Here is a 20,298-nt window from a genome sequence, read left to right as displayed (position 1 = left end):
CGGGCCCCGTCGGCGTACGGCGGGGCCCGGTCAGTCCGGAATCCGGGCGGACCACCGCAGGAGGAAGCCCAGCGCCTCGTGCGAAGGGGAGCCCGGTTCCGCCGTGTAGGCGACCAGCTGCTGGTCGGGGTGGGTGTCGACGGAGAACTGCTGGACGTCGAGGGTGAGCGTGCCCGCCACCGGGTGGTGGTAGGTCTTGGCGAGCTGCCGGGGACCGCGGACCTCGTGGCCCGCCCACCAGGTGCGAAAGTCCGGGTCGCGGACGCTCAGCTCGCCGACCAGCGCGCTCAGAGCGGAGTCGTGGGGGTTGCGGCCGGCCTCCATCCGCAGCACCGCGACGCATTCGCGGGCGGCGCGCGGCCAGTCCGCGTACAGCGACCGGAAGGCCTCGTCGAGGAAGGTCAGCCGGATCAGGTTGCGCTCGGCCGGGCGCAGCGCGCCGAAGTCGGTCAGCAGGGCGGCGATCCCCCGGTTCCAGGCCAGCACATCCGTGCGGCGGTTCAGGACCATCGCCGGGACGTCGGGCATCGTGTCCAGCAGCTGCCGCAGCCGCGGGGCCACCTCGGCCCGGCCGGGCCGCCGCGCGGGGGCGCCGGGCGCGACATCGGCGACCGTGAACAGGTAGTCGCGTTCGTCCGGGGCGAGCCGCAGCGCGTCGGCGAGCGCGTCGAGGACCGGCCGGGAGACCCGGCGGGTGCGTCCCTGCTCCAGGCGGACGATGTAGTCGACACTGACGTGCGCGAGCTGGGCCAGCTCCTCCCGGCGCAGGCCCGGTACGCGGCGCAGCCGCCCGTCGTCCGGCAGGCCCGCCCGGTGCGGGTCGAGGGCGGCACGGCGGGAGCGCAGGAACGCGCCCAGCTCGTTGCCGGTGGAGGGGGCCACGGGAGAGGTCATGCCTCCAGTATCCGCCCCGCTCACGGCGGCGTGCCTGGTACCGGCCCGCATAGGCAGGACCGTCCCTGGCACCCCGTACCCGGCGGCACGAGGCTGAAGACGTGGCCGCCGGACTCAGGCCGCCACCGGAGCCCGCGGGCTCCGCCCTCGTTTCGATCCGACTGGAGAACACCACCCGTGCGAACGGACGTCACCTTCCTCAGCAGCGGCCTGAAGATCGTCGGCCACCTCTACACCCCGGACGGCGAGGCCGCCGGTCCCCGGCCGGCGATCGTCGTCGGCCACCCCGGCACCGGTGTGAAGGAACAGGCCGCCGGCCTGTACGCGCGGCACCTCGCCGAGCGGGGATTCGTCACCCTCGCGTTCGACGCCGCCTACCAGGGCGAGAGCGCGGGTGAGCCGCGCGGTCTGGAGGACCCGGCCCAGCGGGTCGAGGACATCAAGGCCGCGGTCTCCTTCCTCACCACCCGCGACGAGGTGGACCCGGGCCGCATCGGCGTGCTGGGCATCTGCGCCTCCGGCGGGTACGCCCTCCCCGCCGCCGCGACCGACCATCGCGTCCGGGCCGTCGCCACCGTCAGCGCCGTCGACATCGCCCGCCAGTTCCGCGACGGCGCCGACGGCGCCCAGGACCCCGCGGTGATCCGAGGCATGCTGGAGGCGGCCGCGGCGGCACGGACCGCGGAGGCGCGCGGCGAGGACGTCCAGACGTTCGCCCTCTTCCCGGACACCGAGGAGGAGGCACGCCGGGGCGGCCCGCACGTCTTCGAGGGTTGGGAGTACTACCGCACGCCTCGCGCCGAGCACCCGCGTTCGGCCAAGTCGCTGACCTGGACCAGCGTCGACCGCATCGTCACGTTCGACGCCTTCCGCTCCCTCGGCCTCCTCGGCTCGCGCCCGCTGCTCGTGATCGCCGGCCGGGAGGCGGTGACCTCCTGGATGAGCGTGGAGGCGTTCCAGCAGGCTCCCGGACCGAAGGAACTGCACTGGATCGACGGCGCGAGCCACGTCGACCTCTACGACAAGGAGCAGTACGTCGGCCCGGCGGTCGCGGAACTGTCCCGCTTCTTCGGCGCCCACCTGGCCGAGGCCGGGTGAACTTCCTGGGTTCAGCCCGCCATCGTGAGGCCGCCGCTGACGCTGAGCACCTGTCCGGTGATGTAGGAGGCGGCGTCGGAGGCGAAGAACAGCACGGCCGCGGCGATCTCCTCCGGACGGGCCGGCCGCCGGAACGGGATGGCCCGGATCAGCGCCTCCCTGAGCTTCTCCGGCACCGCGTTGAACAGCGGGGTGTCCGTCGGCCCCGGGCAGACGCAGTTGACGTTGATCCGGTGCCGGGCCATCTCGCGGGCCAGCGACTTGGTGAGCGCGATGACGCCGCCCTTGGCCCCGGCGTAGACGCTCTCCCCGGAACTGCCGACCCGGCCCGCGTCGCTGGCGATGTTCACCACCTTGCCGCCGTCCCCGGCCTCGATCATCGGCGGGAGGAAGGCCCGGCACAGGTAGACCGGTCCGAGGTAGTTGATGTCAACGACCTTCCGGGCGAAGTCCGCGTCGGCATCGAGGAACGCGCCTATGACGTCCCAGCCGGCGGCGTTGACGAGCACGCGCGGCGTGCCGATCTCGCCGCAGACCGCGTCGCGCAGCGCCTCGACCGCGTCGGGATCGGCGACGTCGACCCGCCGGGCGCTGACCGGCCCGTGGCCCGCGGACGTCGCCTCGGCGGCGGTGGCCTCGGCGCCGGCCAGGTCCAGGTCGGCCGCGACGACGTGGGCACCGGTGCCGGCCAGGCCCAGCGCGATGGCCCGGCCGATGCCCGACGCCGCCCCGGTGACCAGCGCGATCCTGTTCGTCATGACGCCTCCTCGTCGATCGATGCCCAGCGCCCAGCCGTCCGGCGTACGTGCGGCCGGTGCGCGGGAGGGTCCGCGGTCTTGTCCCGTACGCGTGCCTTCCCCTCCCGGAAGATCAGACTCCGCCGTCCACGGCGGAAGCGCCACCATCCCTGGTGAGGGCGAGGTACTGCGGTCTTGCTCCCTTTTCTGGAAAATGGGACGGGCCGGGGCACTAACCTGCATACGGCAGGAACAGGGAGGTGGCACTTCGGTGTCCAAGCGCCGCGACTTCGCCGGCTTCCACACCCGGACGCCGAACGAGGCCCGGGTGGTGGACTACTTTCTGGGCGGCAAGGACAACTTCGCCGCCGACCGGAAGGCCGCCGAGCAGGCCGTCGCGCTCGCGCCGGAGCTGCCGATGATGGCGCTCGAGAGCCGCAGGTTCCTCGGGCGCGTCGTGCGCTTCCTCGCCGGCGAGGGGATCCGGCAGTTCGTCGACATCGGCTGTGGCCTGCCCACCCAGAACAACGCCCACGAGGTCGCCCAGGCCGCCGCGCCGGAGTCGCGGGTGGTCTACGTCGACTTCGACCCGGTGGTGGTCACGCACGCACGCGCCATCCTGGCCGACGACGTACGGACCAGCGTGGTCCAGGCCGACATGCGCGATCCCGACCTGATCCTCGGCCATCCCGACCTGGTCCGGCTCATCGACCTGAAGCGGCCCGTCGCGATCCTGCTGATCTCGGCGCTCCAGGCCATCCCGGAGGACGAGGTCGCCCTGGACGTCACCACCCGTCTGCGCGAGAGGATCTGCCCGGGCAGCTGGATGGTGATCTCGCATCCGGTCTCCGACAGCCGGCCCGACGTGACCGAGCAGCTCGCCACGATGTTCCAGGACGAGAAGATCGTCAAGGGTACGCGGCGCCGCGACAACCTGCGCAGCCAGGCCGAGATCGAGCCGTACTTCGACGGCCTGGAACTGGCCGACCCGGGCATCGTCCGGACGCCCGCCTGGCGTCCCGACCGGGGCGAACCCCGCGTCGACCCGGAGACCGTCTGGTCGATCGTCGGAGTCGGCCGCAAACCCTAGAGGGACCTCGGCGGCACACCCCTGAGGATGAATCGTCCTCAGGGGTGGTGTCGTCCTGCCGCTTTCCCCTTTTCCAGAAGCGCCATTTCCGGCATTGACCCGAAAATTCAACGGACATAGAATTCAATGCCTGTTGAATGCGTGATCGCCGAATTCTGGAGGTACACCCCACCGTGTGGGCCATGGTGACCAAGGAGTTCCGCCAGCTGCGGCGTGACCGGCGCACGCTGGCGATGATGATCGTTCTCCCCGTGCTGCTGCTGGTCGTCTTCGGCTACGCCGCCAGCTTCAACGTCCACGACATCCCCACGGCCGTGGTCGGTCCCGGCGCCTCGCGCGCCGCCGCCTCCCTCCACTCGCCGTTCGAGGTGACGCGGGTGGACCCCGGCGGCGACGAGGCCGCCGCCCGGTCGGACATCGCGCACGGCCGGGCCGTGGTCGCGCTGGTGGCCCGGCCCGATGGCCTGTCGGTCCTGATGGACGGCACCCAGCTGTTCTCGGCCCAGGCCGCGCAGACCGCCCTCGCCCGTTCCGGAAGACTCGGCGGGTCCGCGCACGTCACGGTCCTGTACAACCCGGGGCTCAAGACCTCCTGGATCATGGTGCCGGGCCTGGCCGGCCTCATCCTGGCGTTCGTCGGCACGGTGATCACTAGCCTCGGCGTCGTGCGCGAACGTCAGGCGGGCACGCTGGAGCAGCTCGCGGTCATGCCGCTGCGCCCGTGGGACGTCATCGGCGGGAAAATCGTTCCGTACTTCCTCGTGGCGGCGGTCGACCTCACCGCGATCGTCGTCATCGGGCGACTGCTGTTCGGCGTGCCGTTCGCCGGGAACGTCGCGATCTTCGCGCTCGGCGCAGTGCTGTTCCTCCTCGTCACCCTCGGCATGGGCGTCCTCATCTCGACCGTCTCGCAGAACCAGGGGCAGGCCATCCAGCTCGCGCTGATGACCCTGCTGCCCCAGATCCTGCTGTCCGGCCTGATCTTCCCGCTGTCCTCCATGGCGGCGGGCGTCCGGTGGATCTCCTATGTCCTGCCGCTCACCTACTTCGTCCGGCTCAGCCGCGCCGTCATGCTCAAGGGCACCCCGATCACCGGGCTGTGGCAGCCGCTCGTACTGCTGGCCCTGCTCGGCGTCGCCGTCCTCGGCCTCGCCGTGCTCCGCTTCCGCCGCGACCTGGCGCCCGGCGGCGACGAGAGCGACGACGACCCGGCCGTACGCGAGTCGGTGATCGCGTGAGGTGGGGTCTGGACGGGGTGACCGTCCGGTTCGGCTCGCGCGTCGCGCTCGCGGACGTGACCGTGCCGGCGGAGCCGTCGGGGGTGACGGTCGTGGTCGGTGGCGACGGTGCGGGCAAGTCGACCTGCCTGCGGTGTCTCGTCGGGCTGGTACGGCCCGACGAGGGGCGCGTGAGCCGACCGGCCAAGACGAGGATCGGCTACGTCCCGGCCACCGGCGGGCTCTACACCGACCTGACCGTCGAGGAGAACCTCGCCTTCGCCGCGTCGTCGTACGGGGTCCGCGGCGCGGACGTCGGCGCGATGCTCGACCGGGTCGGCCTGGCGGGGGCCCGCGACCGGCTCGGCGGGCGGCTGTCCGGCGGCATGCAGCGGAAGCTGTCGGTCGGGCTGGCGCTCATCCACGGCCCCGACCTGCTGGTCCTCGACGAGCCCACCACCGGGGTCGACCCGGTGAGCCGTATGGAGCTGTGGCGGCTCGTGTCCGGCGCCGCCGCCGGCGGCACCGCGGTGGTCGTCGCCACGACCTACGTCAATGAGGCCGAACGCGGCGCCCGCGCCGTCCTGCTGGACGAGGGACGGGTGCTGGCCAGCGGTTCCGCCGCCGGCATCGCCGCGGGCGTACCCGGCGCGGTCGGCCGCCGCGCCGCCGGTGACGGCGCGCGCCCCGGGGACGAGTGGTGGCGCCGCGGGGCCGGCTGGCGTGTGTGGTCGCCGTCGGGCGACCTTCCGGAGGGGACGGAGGCGGTGCGGCCCGACCTGCACGACGCCGCGATCGTGGCCGCCCTCGCCGCCGAGCGGGGGACCGGCGGCCCGTCCACGGGTTCGACGGAGGAGTGATCGATGCTCGCGCGCACGCAGGAGGTATCGGTGCGGTTCGGCTCGTTCACCGCGGTGCGCGCGGTGGACATGGCCGTCGGCCCGGGGGAGGTGGTCGGCCTGCTCGGCGCGAACGGCGCGGGCAAGACCACGCTGATCCGAGTGCTGCTCGGCCTGCTCCGGCCGACCGCCGGGCGGGTGCGGCTGCTCGGGTCGCGTCCGTCGCTGGAGACGCGGCGATCGGTGGGCTACGTCCCCCAGACACTGGGCCTGTACTCCGACATGACGGTACGGGAGAACTGGGCGTTCGCCGCCGCCGTCTTCGGCCGCGCCGGCACCCGCGTACCGGACGATCTCCGGCACTGGGAAAATGATCTCGTCGGCGGGCTGTCCCTCGGGGTGGCGCGGCGCGTCGCGTTCGCGGTGGCCCTGTCACACGAGCCGAGGCTCCTCGTCCTGGACGAGCCGACGTCCGGCGTCGGCCCGCTCGGCGCGGCCCGGCTGTGGCAGGAGATCCGCCAGGCCGCCGACCAGGGGGCCGGCGTCCTCGTGACGACGCACAACATGGAGGAGGCCGAGCAGTGCGACCGGCTGTACGTGATGGTCGCGGGCCGGGTCGAGGCCGAGGGCACCGTCGCGGAGGTCATCGGTGACCGTACGGTCGTGGAGGTGCGCTGCGCCGACTGGATGCGCGCCTTCCAGGCACTCGACGCCCACGGCCTCCCCGTCCAGGCCCACGGCTCCGTGCTGCGCGTACCGGCTCCGCCGAGCGCGCGGGACACCGTGGCCGGCCTGCTGGAACACGCCGGCATGGACGTCACCGTACGGGTCCGGCCCGCGGGCCTGGAGGAGGCGTTCATGGCGATCCTCGACGACAGCGCCACGGCACGGGAGCGGACGGAGTGAGCGGCTCGGGAGCGCGGTCGCTCCGGCCAAGGAGGGCTCATGACCGAGCGGAGCGAGGGAATCGAGGACACGCCCCTGTGGTCACCCACTCCGACGAAGGAGGGCTCTTGACCCGGACGGGGCGCAGGCCGGGTGGTCCGCCGACGCGTGAGGCGATCATGAGCGCGGCCCGGCGGTGCTTCGGCACGTCGGGGTATGACGCCACCTCGCTCCGGCGGGTCGCGGTCGAGGCCGGGGTGGACCCCGCCTTGCTGATCCACTACTTCGGGAGCAAGGAGGGCCTGTTCACCGCCGCGATGGGGTTGCCCTTCCGGCCGTCGGAGCTGTTCGCCGGCCTTCCGGAGATGACGCTGCCCGAGGCGTCGCGGACCATCGTCCGCCTCTTCCTCCGGCTGGCCGACGGTGACGACAGCCGGAACGCCATGCTCGCCCTGGTCCGTTCGGCGGTGTCGAACGAGCGGGCGGCCGCCATGCTCCGGGAGTTCGTCACCGAGGAGCTCCTCACCATCGTCGCCGGCATCTCGGACCGCGACGACGCGCGCATGCGCGCGTCCCTCGTGGCCGCCCAGCTCATCGGCGTCGCCATGCTCCGGCACGTCGTGAAGATCGAGACGCTCGCGGGCGCGTCTCCGGACGAGATCGTCGCCCTCGTGGCGCCCGTGATCGAGCAGTACCTGCGCTGACCCGACACCGGCTCGATCCGCAACGGCGGATCGGGCCGCCCGGCCTCGTCAGTGCGCGCGGGACAGTTCGGTCGTGAGCCACTGGAAGCAGCGCGGCAACATGGCGCTCCAGACCCCGGTGTTGTGCCCGCCGCGCGGCACCACGTACGTGTCGACGAGCGTCGGCGGCCTGGCCGCCCGGGCCATGCCGTCGATGGCGGTGGTGGTGCCGGGGTCCTGGCGGCTGGTGGCCAGGAGCAGGGCGACGCGGGGACGCCGTCGGCGGACCACCACGGGCAGGTTCTCGCCCGGCAGCCTCGTCAGACCCGGGGTGGAGGGGGTGAAGTAGCCGGCGAGACTGACTCCGGCCCGGAACAGCCGCGGATACTGAACCGGCAGCTTGGCGGCGCAGTAGCCGCCCGTGGAGTACCCCATCGTGCCCCAGGCGTCGCGGCCCGGCAGGGTGCGGAAGTCCGCGGTGATGACGCTGCGGACGTCCTCGGTCAGCCAGGTGGCGACTTTCGGGCCGCGCGGGACGTCGACGCACTCGGTGTCGTGCCCCGGCCACACGCTGATGGTCGGCGCGACCAGGATGTACGGCTGCGCGGTGCCCTTCTCGACGTCACGTGTCAGCTCCTCCGGGCCCCGCATCGCGTGGAACCAGGCCGTGGGGGTGCCCGGAAACCCGGTGAAGAGTTCCACCACGGGGAACCGCCGCCGCGGTTCGCGCCGGTACTGGGGCGGCAGCCACACCCAGACCCTGCTGCGGATGCCGGACCTGGCCCCGGCGAACGTGGCCTCCAGCGTGTGGTCGGCGGCCGGATGGAAGTCGTGGGGCGCCGAAGGCGGCCCGCCGGCGTGGCCCGGCTGCTCGATCGGGGCGTTCGCGCCGTCCTGCCCGGCCAGGTCGCTCCACGAGGCGAAGAACTGGTAGTGGTCGTTGAGGGCGACGCCCACCGCGAGGATCGCGGTGGCCTGGCAGGCCAGGATCAGCGACAGCCGCGCCGGCAACGCGGCCGGGCCGCGGACGCGGCCCCACAGGACGACGCACGCCACCGGGCATCCCAGCGCCAGCACGATCGCCGCGACCAGCAGCGGCCAGCCCAGCAGACCCACCGCAACCCTCCTGACCCCGGGTGACGCCGCCTCCGGGAGACGGCTCGCTCCGGGTCTACCGCGTCCGGGCCGCCGGGCAGAAGAGCGTTTGCCGTCCGTTGGCGGACTCCTGTCGATGCCATGACCCGCGTGCACCCGGCGCGAGGGGACGATGGGTGCGACCTGCGGCGAACCGGGCGCGAAGGGGGCGGCCCACGCCGGGCCGCCGGGTCGGCCCGGCGGCCTTTATTTCTACCCACGTGTAGTAGCTTGTGACGCCGTACGGCGGTGCGCGCCGAAGACCGCGGTGTCTCCGTGCGGTCTCCGATCCCTGCCCGACAGCCCGAGCGTGGAAGGACGCCGATGTCCCTGACCTATCCCGAGGCGATCGTGGTCGGCCTCTTCCAGGGCGTGACCGAGCTGTTCCCGGTCTCCAGCCTCGGTCACAGCGTCATCATCCCGGCGCTGATCGGCGGCCGGTGGGCCCGCGACCTGAACGTCTCGGCGCCCGAGTCGCCCTACCTGGCGTTCATCGTCGGCCTGCACGCCGCCACGGCCCTCGCCCTGATCGTCTTCTTCTGGCGGGACTGGGCCCGGATCATCGGCGGCTTCCTCACCTCCGTACGGGACCGGAGCATCCGGACACCGGACCAGAGGCTGGCCTGGCTGCTGATCATCGCCACCGTCCCGGTCGGCGTCGCCGGCCTCCTGCTGGAGCACACGTTCCGCACCGTGCTCGGCAAGCCCGTGCCGTCCGCGCTGTTCCTGGCCGCCAACGGCGGCGTCCTGTACGCGGGCGAGCTGCTGCGCCGTCGCGCCGCCAAACGCACCGACGCCGCGACCATGGGCGCCCCGGACGAGCCCTCCGATGTCGCCTCCGACCGGCGGCTCGCCGGGCTCGGCTGGGCCGAGAGCCTCCTGATCGGCGCCGCGGAGATCCTCGCCCTGCTGCCCGGCGTCAGCCGCTCGGGCGCCACCATGGTCGCCGGGCTCGCGCGCGGCCTGTCCCACGAGGACGCCGCCCGCTTCTCCTTCCTGCTGGCCACGCCCGTCATCCTCGCCGCCGGCGTACTGAAGATCCCCGACCTGACCGGGCCGCTCGGCGCCGGGATCCACGGGCAGGTGCTGGCCGGCAGCCTCGTCTCCGGCATCGGCGCCTACGTCGCCGTGCGGTTCCTCGTCCGCTACTTCGAGACCCGCACCCTCACGCCGTTCGCGATCTACTGCGCCGTCGCGGGCCTGGCGAGTGCCGCCTACCTCGGCCTCGCCTGACCACGGGACCATGGCTTCGGGGCGCCGACGGCGCCACCGCCAAGCCCGCGACCCAGGAGAACCCACGATGCCCGACCGCGGATCGCTGACGATCCGGCGCGCCTCGCTCGTCGATCCCGATACCGAGAACATCCAGGAGAACACGCGCGTCCGCGTCGAGGACGGGATCGTCGTCGAGGTCGGCCCGGACCCCGGCGGCCCGGTGGCCTCCGCTGAGGTGGACGCGGCCGGGCTGTACGCCGTGCCGGGGCTGATCGACTGTCACGTGCACGTCATCGCGCACACCGTCGACGAGTACGCGCTCACCATGGAGCCCCCGTCGTACGTCACCGCACGCGCGGCCGTCGAGCTGCGGGCGATGCTCGGGCGCGGGTTCACGACCGTACGCGACATGGCCGGCGCGGACCACGGCCTCGTCCGCGCGGTGGACGAGGGGGTGCTGGCGGGGCCGCGGCTGTTCGCCGGCGGAAGGGCGTTGTCGCAGACCGGCGGCCACGGCGACCTGCGCCCGGCCGGGCAGAACGTGCACGACACCCACTACTGGACGCCCGGCCTGGGCCGGGTCTGCGACGGGGTGCCGGAGGTCCGGCGGGCCGTGCGCGACGAGATCCGCCGGGGCGCCGCCCACATCAAGCTGATGCTGTCCGGCGGATGCTCCAGCCCCACCGACCGGATCGGGTCGCTCCAGTTCTCCGAGGAGGAGATCCGCGCCGCCGTCGAAGAGGCGTCCGCGGCGGGCATCTACTGCGCCGGGCACGCCTACACCTCCGCGGCGGTCGAGCGCGCGCTGCGGCTCGGCGTCCGCACCATCGAGCACGGCAACCTGATCGACGAGTCCGTTCTGCCCCTCTTCTCCGAGAACGGTGCCTTCTACGTCCCCACGCTGATCACCTACACCGCCCTCGTCGAGGACGGCCCGGCGTACGGCCTGTCACCAGAGAGCCGCGCGAAGACCCTGGAGGTGCTCGACGGGGGACTGCGCGCCCTCGAACTCGCCGACCGGGCCGGCGTGCCGATCGCGTTCGGGACCGACCTGCTCGGCCCGCTGCGGATCCGCCAGTCCGAGGAGTTCCGCATCCGCGCCCAGGTGCAGACACCCGGCGCCGTCCTGCGCTCGGCGACGACGGTCGCCGCCCGCGTGCTCGGCCAGGAGGGCCGGCTCGGCGTGATCGCCCCGGGCGCGCACGCCGACCTGCTCCTGACCAGACACGACCCTCTGTCCGACATCACCCGACTCGCCGAGCCGGCCGAGGAGATCGCCCTCGTCATCCAGGCCGGCACGTTCACCGTCTGACGGCCGCACCGGTTCCCCCGCCGCCCTCCGCGACGATGTCGGGCGGGGTGACCAGGCGTGCTCGACGAGGAAGCACAGATGGCCGTCGCAGTGGCCGGGGGACGCGTGGGCGGTGGTCACCGAGCCGGTACGCGGCGGTGCCGCGCTCACCGAGCACCTCCACCGTCGCCTCGATGGCTCCGTCGAGTTCGAGGGCGCCCCGCAGCGTCTGCGGCGCGGTGTCGGGCACCAGCGAGGCGCTCTCGACGGTCGCGACGACACCGTTCGCGGAGGTCAGGATCGCCGGAAACGTGTCCGGGTTCGGCAGGCCGGAGACGCCGCGCTGGACCGCGTAGACCGTACGGCACGGCGCGCCCGCGTACCAGACGGCCAGGTCGATGTCGTGGATGCCGGACTCCCAGACGGGATGGACGCGGGTGCCGAAGGTGGGGAACCACGACCTGCTGAAGTCGCGGCGGAACCGCAGGTTGGCCGGCGCCCCCAGCTCGCCCGCGTCCAGGGTGTCGCGAATGTACTGGTAAGCGGCGCCGAATCTGCTGATCTGCCCGGTCACGACGTGCACACCGTTCCCGGCCGCCCGCGCCTGGATGCCCATCGCCTGGTCCACGTGACGGCCGGCCTCGATCGCCTCGAGCACCAGGTCACCATGGCTCGCCTCGTCCGTGGCGGTCGACGAGGTCGACCCGCTCGTGGGCGAGCAGCTCGGCGGCGAGGGGCGCCGCGGCGGCGGGCTCCACGGACAGGCCCTCCAGCCGCGCGAACGCGCGGACCGCCTCGACGATGCCTGGTCGCCGGAGTCCGTGGTCGAACGCCTGCTGAAGAACGGCCTGCGGCGCCGTACGGACGACGCCATCACCTCCGTCGAGGAGCTGGTGCGCTGTCGCGAGCGCGGGTTCAGCATCGACGACGTCGAGAACGAACCCGGCGTCCGCGGCGTCGGCGCCCCCGTCATGGACTACCGCGGCTGGCCCGTCGCGGCGCTGTCCGTGGCGGGCCCCGAACACCGCGTCGGCCGGGACGGCCTGGCCGACCTCGGCCGCGCCACCGCCGAGGCCGCGCGGGAGCTGTCCACCCGCCTCGGATACTCCCCGCGCGTCGCGTCGGCGGGGTCCTGAGCCGTCGCCCGCCCGCGCCTCAGCGGTGGATGGTCATCTCGAAGTCGTAGCGGTCGGCCCGGTACAGCGACCGGGCGAGCTCGACGACCCGTCCGCGCGCGTCGATGCCGCGCCGGCGCACGTGGAGGGCGGGGGAGCGGGCGGGCACGCCCAGCAGGTCGGCGTGGCGGCGGCCCAGCGTCGTCGCGGTGATGCGCTGTTCGGCGCCGGCGAGCACCGTGCGGTAGCGCGCGGCGAGCAACCCGTAGAGCGAGCCCTGTAGATTCTGGTCCAGCAGCCGCGGGAACGGCGCGGCCGGAAGGTGCACGCGCTCGAAGCACATGGGGAAGCCGTCGGCGAGCCGCAGCCGCTCGACGTAGTAGACCGGATCACCGGGCTCGATCTCCAGCGTGCGCGCGAGCTCGGGGTCGGCGGCCTGCCGCTCGGCGGTCAGCAGGCGCGAGCCCGGCTCGAGGTCGCGGGCGCGCATGTCGTCGCTGAAGGACGTCAGGGTCAGCCCCTTGGAGACCCGCCCCCGCGAGACGAACGTGCCCCGGCCGCGCACCGAGTAGACGCGGCCCTCTTCGATGAGCGACTGCAGCGCCTGCCGGACGGTGGTGCGGCTGACCCCGAACGTCTCCGCCAGTTCGCGTTCCTGGGGAAGCACGTCGTCCGGGTTCATGTCCTGGATCCGGGCCAGCAGCCGTTCCCGTACCTGAAGGTGCTTGATCACGTCGTCCCCGCGCGATGCCCGCGTGCGCGGCCGTGCCGGTACGCCCTCATTACTTCTCCCGTCGCGGCGTGCCGAGCGCGGTCGTGAAACGGCGGGTGATCTCCATCGGATTCGTGATCGCCGTGCCGACGACGACGGCGTGGGCGCCAACCGCGAAGGCCGCGCGGGCCTCCTCGGGAGCGCGGATCCGACCCTCGGCCACGACGGGCAGCGGGGTGGCGCGGACGAGCGCGGCCACCAGCTCGATGTCGGGCTCGTCCGGGACGGGGCCCGGCCCGGTGTAGCCCGAAAGCGTCGACGCCAGCAGGTCCGCCCCGCACTCGTGGGCGTACCGGCCCGCCTCCACACTGTCGACGTCGGCCATGACGGGGACGCCGAGGCGGTCGTGCACCTGCGCGATGAGCGTGGCCAGGTCGCCGCCGTCCGGCCGTGGCCGCGCCGTGCCGTCGGTCGCGACGATCGCGGCGCCGGCGGCGACGACCGACTCCGCGTCCGCGTACGTCGGCGTGATGTAGACGCCGTCGCTCCCCGCGGGTCCGGTCTTGCGGATGCCGATCACCGGCAGCCCGGTGGCCGCCCGGACGGCGGCGATGTCATCGGCGCCCTCCGCCCGTATCCCGGTCGCGCCCGCCACCGCGGCGGCCTGCGCCATGGCGGCCATGAAGCGCGGTCCGCGCAACGGGTTGCCCTCGGCGGCCTGGCACGACACCACCAGCCCCGACTCGATGGCGCCGAGCGCCGTACCGACGGTGTCGCCTTTCATGTGGACGCCTCCGAGGTCAGGGCGGTCAGCGGGTGTGCGGCCGGCAGGTCGATGAGGAGCCGCGCGCCGTCGAGGGGCGACGCGGCCGGGGGGACGAGGCGGCAGCGCGGGTCGAGCGCGGACTCGAACGCCGTGAGGAGCGCCGGGCTCGCGGCCAGTACCGAGCCCGACCAGGAGGCCGTGACCGTCTCGCCGTCGCAGCCGGCGCGCGTCGCGGCCGTGACCACCGCGCCGGCGAGGTGGCCGGCGGCGTCGGCGGTGATCCGCCCGGCGTCCGGATCGCCGCGCTCGGCGAGCGCGAGGACCTGCCGGGCGAACCCGGCGATCCTCGCGACCCGGTCGGGATCGCGTTGCAGCGTCCCGGCGAGCAGCGCGGGGTCGCCGAAGGCCTCGGTGGCGGCCTCCAGCAGGGCCGCCGCGGCGCCGCGCCCGTCGAACGCGCGCAGCGCGGATTCGAGGCCGGCCCGCCCGATCCAGTACGCGCCGCCGCTGTCGCCGAGCAGCGGACCCCAGCCGTCGACGCGCGCCCAGCCGCCGCGCGCGCCGGTGGCGAGCGCCACGACGCCGGTGCCCACGGAGACGACGACCCCCGGACGGTCGCCGATGGCGGCGAGGTACGCGGTCACCGCGTCGTCGGCGAGCACCACCCGCCGCGGCCCGAACGCCGACCACTCATCGAGCAGCGCCCGGGGATGACCGCGCGTCCCCTGCAGGCCGCTGAGCCCGGCGGCGACCTGGTCCACCGGCGACCCGTGCCGCCGGAGCGCGTCGGTGACCACACGGGCCAGGTGACGCTCCGGGTCCTCCGCGGCCCGTACGCCGGCGACCGCGTCGTCGACGTGACCGCCCGGGCCCTGCGTGATCCGCACTCGCGTACCTGTCTGGCCGACGTCGACCAGCAGGTAGATCTGCATCGGAGCTCCCTCTCGACGACGGTGCCGCATGCCGCCGGCCGAACGGCCGACGGCGGATCAGCGTACAGCAGGTCCAGACCTGCGGGGTATAGGTACGACCTGACATCGCCGCTGAAGGCTCGTCGAGGCGCGCCTCGTGACCGGCACGGGCATTGGCCGGGGGGCGATGTGCGGCGGCTTTCCCGTCCGCCTTCATCGCCTGCCGGGTGCTGACCCATACCGGGTGACTGGCCCTGCTGTCCGCGCGGCACTGGCTGGGCAGCGGCAAGTGGCTGCTGCGCGAGCTGACGGACCACGACTTTGAACCGGCCGACCGGCTGCCCGACTCCGTGCGGCTCACCGCCGTCGCCGGTGAAGGCCCTGGACCGTGTCGGCGGTCCTGTGCGGACGGTTATCGCGTCACCGCCCCCCGCATTCCCTGATCGGGCCGGCGGCCGTAAGCGAACAGTCGGGGCGAAACGCCATAATCCCAGGACCGCTGTCGACCGGTGGCAGCTGAGACAGGTCCCTGTAGGCGCCCGGCTCGGAGGATGTAGTGATCGCCCCCGTTGTTGTCTTCGTCATCGGCCTCGGCCTCCTCGGCTGGGGGTTCTTCCGGCAGCGCAAGCGTGACGTGATGGACGCGACGCCGACGCTGACCTGCGCCGAGATCGCCGCCGGCGCGCAGCCGGTCACCTGCGAGGTCAAGGGCGCGGCGACGCCCGGGCCGCGCGGAGCGGTCCGCGCGCCCTTCTCCGGCCACGAGTGCGTGTGGTACCGCGCGAAGGTCACGGTCCGCTACGAACATCACGAGTACCGCGACGGCAAGCGGCACACGACCACCCGGGAGAGGACCGTGCATGACGACACCTGCCCGGTTCCGTTCGGCGTTCAGGACGGCACCGGCCAGATCCTCGTGCTGCACGAGGGCGCCTCACTCGACGGCGCCTCGCAGTCGGTGGAGCGCTACGAACCCGCCGGGCAGAACGTCAACCTGTTCGGGCTGAACCTCCGCGTCAACTTCAGCAACGTCAAGGGCCACCGCTACCAGGAGTGGATCGTTCCGCCCGGACAGCCGATGTACGTGCTGGGCGCGGCGGGCGTCCAGGACCGGCAGCTCACCATGCGCAGGCCGGACGGCTCGCCGTTCATCATCTCGGCCATCAGCGAGGAGCAGCTGTCCAAACGCCTCCGCATCGAGATGTACATCGGCTACATCGGCGGTGGCGTCGTCATCGCGGGCGGCCTGATCTGGCTGGCGATCAAGGCACTCCACGGGTGAACCGAACGCGGCGCCGCCCGTGACGAACCGCTCCCACTCCTCGATCGGGAAGTTGTCGCCGTGCCCGCCCGCGACGACGCCGGCCACGTACGCCAGGACATCGAGCCTCCCGGCCCACGCCGGCACGTCGGCGACGGCCCCGCGGCCGCGCCACCGTCGGTGACATCTCGGGCTCTCCGCCGCCTGAGGCGACGCCTCCCACCACCGCCGTCGGGTCGCCGCCGAGGCCGAGAACGCCGACGGTCGGATGGAACGTCACGGGAGAAAAGCTATTCGGCTCAGGTGAAATCCCGATGAAACATCTGTTGACCGACACTGGTCGCAACATCATGCGGTCTTGATTGATCACCTTCGGTAGTTAAACTGCTACTGTCCGCATCGCATTCTCCTCGTTGGAGGTTCCCCCGATGGATGCACGTCTGGACCGCATCAAGGCCGCGTTCGACGCCCTCGACACGAACGCCAACGGCTACCTGGAGGCGGACGACTTCGACCGGCTCGGGCGCCGGATCGTCCGGGCGCTGGACGTGGCGGACGGCTCACCCAAGGCCCAGGCGATGCACGCGGGCTGCCGGCGCTACTGGCAGGGCCTGGTCGGCGTCCTCGACGGCGACGGTGACGGAAGGCTGAGCTGGGAGGAGTACGCTCGGGTCCACGAGCCCACCGAGTACGAGGACCACGTCCGGCCCTACGCCGACGCGCTGACCGCGATCTGTGACCGTGACGACGACGGCTTCGTCCAGCACGCCGACTTCGTACGGGGCATGCGAGCCGTCGGATTCCCGGCGGACAACGTCGAGGCCCTCTTCCGGGCGTTCGATCCCCAGGAGACCGGCCGGGTCGCCACGAGCGAGTGGCGGACCGCCATCGAGGAGTACTTCCTCGCCAGGGGCACTCACGCCGTCGGCGACACATTGGTCTGACGCGCGTCCCCGGAGACCGATACCGAGCCGACGCCGTACGGGCGTCGCCCGGCCCGTACGGCGTCGGCACCCGGCCGCCGCCCCGGCGCCGTTGCGCGCCGGGACGGCCACCGGCGTCGGATACACGGAAGCGGCGAACCCGGCCGGCGCCGTGCCGGCCGCGCCATGCCACGGCGCCGCGCCGATCGGGTGACGGTGTCGTGGCATTGAGCGTGCCCGGCCGTGTGGCGGGGTTCGGAGAGGAGAGCCCATGGCCGGAGACACCGGCGTGGAAGAAGGCGTCGGGCTGACCGCCCTCATGGTCGCCGCGGCGCGGGCGATCGAGACCCACCGGCCCGACGCCCTGGCGCGCGACGTCTACGCCGAGCACTTCGTTCGCGCGTCCCCGGCGTCCGCGGACTGGCCGGTGCGCCCGCAGCAGGTCCCGGACGGCGACGCCGATCCGCTGTGGGGCCGGCTGGGGCGTTACTTCGGCCTGCGGACGCGCGTTCTCGACGACTTCATCCTGCGGCACGTGCGCGCGGGGACCCGGCAGGTCGTACTCTTCGGCGCCGGCCTCGACACGCGGGCGTACCGGCTCGACTGGCCGTCCGGCTGCACGGTCTTCGAACTCGACCAGGAGGGCGTCCTCGCCTTCAAGGCCAAGGTGCTCGACGGGCTGGGCGCCGTGCCGACGGTCGAGCGCGTACCGATCGGGGCCGACCTGCGCCTCGAATGGGCCGGGGCGCTGACCCGCGCGGGCTTCGACCCGGCCGCACCGGCCGTCTGGCTCGCCGAGGGGCTGCTGCTCTACCTGCCTCACGCCGCCGAACGCGCCCTCATCGAGGCGGTGCACGGGCTGAGTGCGGCCGGAAGCGCCCTGGCGTACGAGATCAAGCTCAGCCCGGAGTCGGCGGCCGTCCGCGAGAGCCCCATCTACGCGGTGGCCCGGCGGACCGGCATCGACCTGCTCGCCATGTTCCCCCTCGAGCCACGCCCCGACTCCGCCGGGGACCTGACCGCCCGGGGCTGGCACACGTCGGTCCACACCGCGTTCGAGTTCACCTGCCGTCACGGGCGCGGTCCGGAGCCCGACCCGGGATGGCCCGACGCGATCGCCGCCAACCGGTGGGTGTTCGCCGGCCGGCCCCGACGGTGACCCTGCCCGGAATCCACCCGATTCGATGCCGCCGGTGGTGAGCCGCAGCGACCCGGGTGGCCGGCGCGGCCTCGGCGGACGCGTCGTCGGCTCCTCCGCCGATCGAGCCCTTACGCCACCGCACCGCCGCCGTTCGCGAGCAGGCGCTGGTAGGCGGTGGCGGACGCGGCGATGGCGGCGACCGAGCAGGTCTCGTCGGTGACGTGGGCCTGTTCGGGGTCGCCGGGGCCGTACACGATGACCGCGGGGTCGCCGAGCCTGCCGGTGAGCACGGACGCGTCGGTGAAGTAGGTCGCGTACTCCGGCGGTCGCGTCGAGGAGCCCGGGGCGAGAAGCTCCATGATCTCGGCCACGTCCGCCGGGTCGGTGGCGACGCCCGGCAGGTCGACCAGCCGTTCGAGGTCGACGTCCTCGCCGCACAGACGGGTGATCTCGGCGACCGCGTCGTCGGAGCCGAAGCCGGGGATGGTGCGGATGTCCAGGCACATCTCGGCGCGATCGGGTACGAGGTTGGGCTGGGCGCCCGCGTGGAAGGTGCCGACGTTCACCGTCGCGTGCCCGTACGCCGGGCTCGACGGCCAGCCTTGATGATCGTGGATGCGCGACGCGGCGCGGGCGAGCACGGCGATCGCGTTGCGTCCCAGCTCCGGCCGGGAGCCGTGCGCGGAGATCCCGTGGGCGGTCGCCTTGAGCCAGAGCGTGCCCTTGTGCCCGAGAACGGGCCGGTTGCCCGTCGGCTCGGCGACCATCAGCAGGTCGGTGGGGAGCAGCGACGCCGCGTCGATCAGGGCGGCGCCGTCGCAGCCGGTCTCCTCGCCGAAGGTGAAGACCAGCTGCACCGCCGTGTCGCCGGGGCGCTCCCGCGCGGCGCGTACGGCCGCCTCGACCTGGCAGGCGACGCCCGCCTTCATGTCGCTGCCGCCCCGGCCGAGCAGGCGTCCGTCGCGGACCTCGCCGCTCATCGGATCGAACGACCAGCCGGACTCGTCGGCGGGCACGGTGTCCAGGTGACCGGTGAACGTGATCGGCGTCCGGGGCGCCTCGGGCCCGAAGCGCGCGACGACGTTGGCCCGCCTCGGCAGCGGTTCGTCGACGTGGACGTCGAAGCCCGCGTCGTCGAGCACGTCCGCGACCAGGTCCGCGGCCGGACGCTCACCGCCGCCCCGGGTGTCGATGCGCACCAGCCGCCGCGCGAGATCGAGCGCGTCCGGTCCGGTCGCCCCGGCTGATCCGTCCATCTCCGGCCTCCTGATCAGTACTGGTCCGCCGTCACGGCCGATGCTTCCCCACGGCGGACACTCCGTCACGGGCGTGGTGTCGCTCCGGCCCTCGTGCTGTCGCGCACCACCAGTGTCGGCACGAGCGCGATGTGGGCGGACGGGCCCCGGCCGGCGCTTCCCGCCCGGCTCGCCGCGGCCAGCAGCCGTACGGCCTCCTCGGCGATGCGGTCACGCGGCTGGTCCACCGTGGTCAGCGCGGGTTCACCGAGGCGGGAGAACTCGATGTTGTCGTACCCGGTGACCTGGACCTGGCCGGGTACCGAGACGCCGTGCGCGCGGCAGGCCCGCGTGACCCCCAGGGCGATCAGATCGTCGGCGCACACGATGGCGTCCGGCAGGTGCCCGGTGTCGACGATGCGCGCCGCGGCGGCCTCGCCCCAGTCGACGCTGTAGTCGCCGAGGAGCACCTGGTCGGGGTCGACGCTCATGCCCAGCTCTTCGGCGCGGCGCCGGAACCCGGCGAACCGCTGCTCGGTCGAGGAGTTGGTCAGCAGGGACCCGACGAAGGCCGCCGAACGTGCGCCGCCCTCGTGCAGGTGGTCCATGACCAGGCGCATCGCGGCGACGTCGTCCACGCCCACCCAGTCGGTGTTGGTGCCGCCGACGAACCGGTCGAGCTGGACCAACGGCAGCCGGTCCGCGGTCTTCTGCACCGCGGGGCCGCTCTCGGTGCCGTGACTCGGGCTGACGATGATGCCGTCGACGTTGCGCGCGGCGAGCGACGCCAGCCGCCGTGCCTCGATCGCCGGGTCGGAACGGGCGTCGGACAGGAACAACTCCTTGCCCTCGCGTTCGAGTACATGCTCGACGCTCTCCACCAGCGAGGTGAAGAACGGGTTGGAGATGCTCGGCACGACCATGCCCACGGTGTCGGTCCGGCTGTTGCGCAGGGCCCGCGCGATGGTGTTGACCTGGTAACCGAGCTCCTCGGCCGCCTGCCGGACCCTGCGCTCCACCGCGGCCGACACCGGGCCCCGGCCGGAGAGCACCCGCGACACGGTGGCCGTGGAGACCCCGGCGCGCTCGGAGACCTGGGCGATCGTGACGCGCTGCAATCGTTTACCTTTCCGAACCGTCCGGAAGCGCGA

The 20,298-nt window shown here is 73.2% G+C and carries 21 protein-coding genes; 12 read left to right on the top strand and 9 right to left on the bottom strand.

Annotated elements, in window-relative coordinates:
• Positions 1-30: 30 nt before the first annotated feature.
• Complete coding sequence (locus ABEA10_RS41050) at positions 31-894, bottom strand: helix-turn-helix transcriptional regulator (protein ID WP_345473482.1); 864 nt, start codon at positions 892-894, stop codon at positions 31-33.
• Between the two features lie 177 nt (positions 895-1,071).
• Between ABEA10_RS41050 and ABEA10_RS41045 the strand changes: the two genes are divergently transcribed.
• Positions 1,072-1,992, top strand: coding sequence for an alpha/beta hydrolase (locus ABEA10_RS41045; protein WP_345473480.1), 921 nt, complete (start codon positions 1,072-1,074; stop codon positions 1,990-1,992).
• An 11-nt stretch (positions 1,993-2,003) separates the two neighbouring features.
• On the opposite strand, the gene ABEA10_RS41040 is transcribed toward ABEA10_RS41045, so the two are convergent.
• Complete coding sequence (locus tag ABEA10_RS41040) at positions 2,004-2,750, bottom strand: SDR family NAD(P)-dependent oxidoreductase (protein ID WP_345473478.1); 747 nt, start codon at positions 2,748-2,750, stop codon at positions 2,004-2,006.
• Positions 2,751-3,000: 250 nt separating this feature from the next.
• Here ABEA10_RS41040 and ABEA10_RS41035 point away from each other — a divergent pair, with 250 nt between their 5' ends.
• The 5 genes from ABEA10_RS41035 (at position 3,001) to ABEA10_RS41015 (ending at position 7,464) form a co-directional block, all read left to right on the top strand.
• Positions 3,001-3,819, top strand: coding sequence for an SAM-dependent methyltransferase (locus ABEA10_RS41035; protein ID WP_345473476.1), 819 nt, complete (start codon positions 3,001-3,003; stop codon positions 3,817-3,819).
• A gap of 137 nt (positions 3,820-3,956) precedes the next feature.
• Positions 3,957-5,057 (top strand): ABC transporter permease, encoded by a 1,101-nt coding sequence (locus tag ABEA10_RS41030; RefSeq protein WP_345473474.1) that lies wholly within the window; start codon positions 3,957-3,959, stop codon positions 5,055-5,057.
• Complete coding sequence (locus ABEA10_RS41025; protein ID WP_345473472.1) at positions 5,054-5,896, top strand: ABC transporter ATP-binding protein; 843 nt, start codon at positions 5,054-5,056, stop codon at positions 5,894-5,896. Before ABEA10_RS41030 ends, ABEA10_RS41025 begins: the two co-directional genes overlap by 4 nt.
• Before the next feature lie 3 nt (positions 5,897-5,899).
• Positions 5,900-6,781 carry an ABC transporter ATP-binding protein gene (locus ABEA10_RS41020; protein ID WP_345473470.1) on the top strand — a complete coding sequence of 294 codons (882 nt, stop codon included), beginning with the start codon at positions 5,900-5,902 and terminating at the stop codon, positions 6,779-6,781.
• Between the two features lie 107 nt (positions 6,782-6,888).
• On the top strand, positions 6,889-7,464 hold the full coding sequence (locus ABEA10_RS41015; protein ID WP_329239787.1) for a TetR/AcrR family transcriptional regulator: 576 nt from the start codon (positions 6,889-6,891) through the stop codon (positions 7,462-7,464).
• Between the two features lie 48 nt (positions 7,465-7,512).
• Here the strand turns inward: ABEA10_RS41015 and ABEA10_RS41010 are convergent, their stop codons facing one another.
• The gene (locus ABEA10_RS41010) at positions 7,513-8,559 is read right to left on the bottom strand and encodes an alpha/beta hydrolase (RefSeq protein ID WP_345473468.1); all 1,047 of its coding nucleotides are present in this window, start codon (positions 8,557-8,559) and stop codon (positions 7,513-7,515) included.
• Positions 8,560-8,901: 342 nt separating this feature from the next.
• Here ABEA10_RS41010 and ABEA10_RS41005 point away from each other — a divergent pair, with 342 nt between their 5' ends.
• Both ABEA10_RS41005 and ABEA10_RS41000 read left to right on the top strand, forming a co-directional pair.
• On the top strand, positions 8,902-9,810 hold the full coding sequence (locus tag ABEA10_RS41005; protein WP_345473466.1) for an undecaprenyl-diphosphate phosphatase: 909 nt from the start codon (positions 8,902-8,904) through the stop codon (positions 9,808-9,810).
• Between the two features lie 67 nt (positions 9,811-9,877).
• Positions 9,878-11,104 carry a metal-dependent hydrolase family protein gene (locus ABEA10_RS41000; RefSeq protein WP_345473464.1) on the top strand — a complete coding sequence of 409 codons (1,227 nt, stop codon included), beginning with the start codon at positions 9,878-9,880 and terminating at the stop codon, positions 11,102-11,104.
• Here the strand turns inward: ABEA10_RS41000 and ABEA10_RS40995 are convergent.
• Positions 11,094-11,741: a Gfo/Idh/MocA family protein gene (locus ABEA10_RS40995; RefSeq protein ID WP_345473462.1), complete on the bottom strand. Its 648-nt coding sequence runs from the start codon at positions 11,739-11,741 to the stop codon at positions 11,094-11,096. The genes ABEA10_RS41000 and ABEA10_RS40995 overlap by 11 nt on opposite strands.
• Positions 11,742-11,766: 25 nt before the next feature.
• On the opposite strand from ABEA10_RS40995, the gene ABEA10_RS40990 reads away from it, so the two are divergent.
• Complete coding sequence (locus ABEA10_RS40990; RefSeq protein ID WP_345473460.1) at positions 11,767-12,219, top strand: IclR family transcriptional regulator domain-containing protein; 453 nt, start codon at positions 11,767-11,769, stop codon at positions 12,217-12,219.
• A 19-nt stretch (positions 12,220-12,238) separates the two neighbouring features.
• Here ABEA10_RS40990 and ABEA10_RS40985 read toward each other — a convergent pair whose 3' ends face one another.
• Genes ABEA10_RS40985 through ABEA10_RS40975 form a run of 3 tightly spaced genes read right to left on the bottom strand, consistent with a single transcriptional unit; the run spans position 12,239 to position 14,608 of the window.
• Positions 12,239-12,931, bottom strand: a complete 693-nt coding sequence (locus ABEA10_RS40985) for a GntR family transcriptional regulator (protein WP_345473458.1) — start codon at positions 12,929-12,931, stop codon at positions 12,239-12,241.
• Positions 12,932-12,980: 49 nt separating this feature from the next.
• Positions 12,981-13,694 (bottom strand): N-acetylmannosamine-6-phosphate 2-epimerase, encoded by a 714-nt coding sequence (locus ABEA10_RS40980; protein WP_345473456.1) that lies wholly within the window; start codon positions 13,692-13,694, stop codon positions 12,981-12,983.
• A complete protein-coding gene (locus tag ABEA10_RS40975) occupies positions 13,691-14,608 on the bottom strand; it encodes an N-acetylglucosamine kinase (protein ID WP_345473454.1) in 918 nt (305 codons plus the stop codon). Before ABEA10_RS40975 ends, ABEA10_RS40980 begins: the two co-directional genes overlap by 4 nt.
• A gap of 535 nt (positions 14,609-15,143) precedes the next feature.
• On the opposite strand from ABEA10_RS40975, the gene ABEA10_RS40970 reads away from it, so the two are divergent.
• The 3 genes from ABEA10_RS40970 (at position 15,144) to ABEA10_RS40960 (ending at position 17,930) form a co-directional block, all read left to right on the top strand.
• Complete coding sequence (locus ABEA10_RS40970; protein WP_345473452.1) at positions 15,144-15,869, top strand: GIDE domain-containing protein; 726 nt, start codon at positions 15,144-15,146, stop codon at positions 15,867-15,869.
• A 407-nt stretch (positions 15,870-16,276) separates the two neighbouring features.
• On the top strand, positions 16,277-16,792 hold the full coding sequence (locus ABEA10_RS40965) for an EF-hand domain-containing protein (RefSeq protein WP_345473450.1): 516 nt from the start codon (positions 16,277-16,279) through the stop codon (positions 16,790-16,792).
• A gap of 250 nt (positions 16,793-17,042) precedes the next feature.
• Positions 17,043-17,930 (top strand): class I SAM-dependent methyltransferase, encoded by an 888-nt coding sequence (locus tag ABEA10_RS40960; protein WP_345473448.1) that lies wholly within the window; start codon positions 17,043-17,045, stop codon positions 17,928-17,930.
• A gap of 110 nt (positions 17,931-18,040) precedes the next feature.
• On the opposite strand, the gene ABEA10_RS40955 is transcribed toward ABEA10_RS40960, so the two are convergent.
• The gene (locus ABEA10_RS40955; RefSeq protein ID WP_345473446.1) at positions 18,041-19,168 is read right to left on the bottom strand and encodes a M20 family metallopeptidase; all 1,128 of its coding nucleotides are present in this window, start codon (positions 19,166-19,168) and stop codon (positions 18,041-18,043) included.
• Positions 19,169-19,233: 65 nt separating this feature from the next.
• Positions 19,234-20,265 carry a LacI family DNA-binding transcriptional regulator gene (locus tag ABEA10_RS40950; protein WP_329239724.1) on the bottom strand — a complete coding sequence of 344 codons (1,032 nt, stop codon included), beginning with the start codon at positions 20,263-20,265 and terminating at the stop codon, positions 19,234-19,236.
• Positions 20,266-20,298: the final 33 nt, after the last annotated feature.

The organism is Actinoallomurus oryzae (assembly GCF_039541955.1).
Lineage (GTDB): Bacteria > Actinomycetota > Actinomycetes > Streptosporangiales > Streptosporangiaceae > Actinoallomurus > Actinoallomurus oryzae.
The sequence above is the reverse complement of the archived record's forward strand: the minus strand, read 5'-3'. Positions and strand labels throughout refer to the sequence as shown.

Excerpts from the sequence above, each read along its gene's own strand:
- ABEA10_RS40980 (WP_345473456.1), bottom strand. The coding sequence starts at position 13,694 with ATGAAAGGCGACACCGTCGGTACGGCGCTCGGCGCCATCGAGTCGGGG.
- ABEA10_RS40955 (WP_345473446.1), bottom strand. The coding sequence starts at position 19,168 with ATGGACGGATCAGCCGGGGCGACCGGACCGGACGCGCTCGATCTCGCG.
- ABEA10_RS40960 (WP_345473448.1), top strand. The coding sequence starts at position 17,043 with ATGGCCGGAGACACCGGCGTGGAAGAAGGCGTCGGGCTGACCGCCCTC.
- ABEA10_RS41040 (WP_345473478.1), bottom strand. The coding sequence starts at position 2,750 with ATGACGAACAGGATCGCGCTGGTCACCGGGGCGGCGTCGGGCATCGGC.
- ABEA10_RS41030 (WP_345473474.1), top strand. The coding sequence starts at position 3,957 with ATGCGTGATCGCCGAATTCTGGAGGTACACCCCACCGTGTGGGCCATG.
- ABEA10_RS40975 (WP_345473454.1), bottom strand. The coding sequence starts at position 14,608 with ATGCAGATCTACCTGCTGGTCGACGTCGGCCAGACAGGTACGCGAGTG.
- ABEA10_RS41020 (WP_345473470.1), top strand. The coding sequence starts at position 5,900 with ATGCTCGCGCGCACGCAGGAGGTATCGGTGCGGTTCGGCTCGTTCACC.
- ABEA10_RS41005 (WP_345473466.1), top strand. The coding sequence starts at position 8,902 with ATGTCCCTGACCTATCCCGAGGCGATCGTGGTCGGCCTCTTCCAGGGC.
- ABEA10_RS40965 (WP_345473450.1), top strand. The coding sequence starts at position 16,277 with ATGGATGCACGTCTGGACCGCATCAAGGCCGCGTTCGACGCCCTCGAC.
- ABEA10_RS41050 (WP_345473482.1), bottom strand. The coding sequence starts at position 894 with ATGACCTCTCCCGTGGCCCCCTCCACCGGCAACGAGCTGGGCGCGTTC.
- ABEA10_RS41000 (WP_345473464.1), top strand. The coding sequence starts at position 9,878 with ATGCCCGACCGCGGATCGCTGACGATCCGGCGCGCCTCGCTCGTCGAT.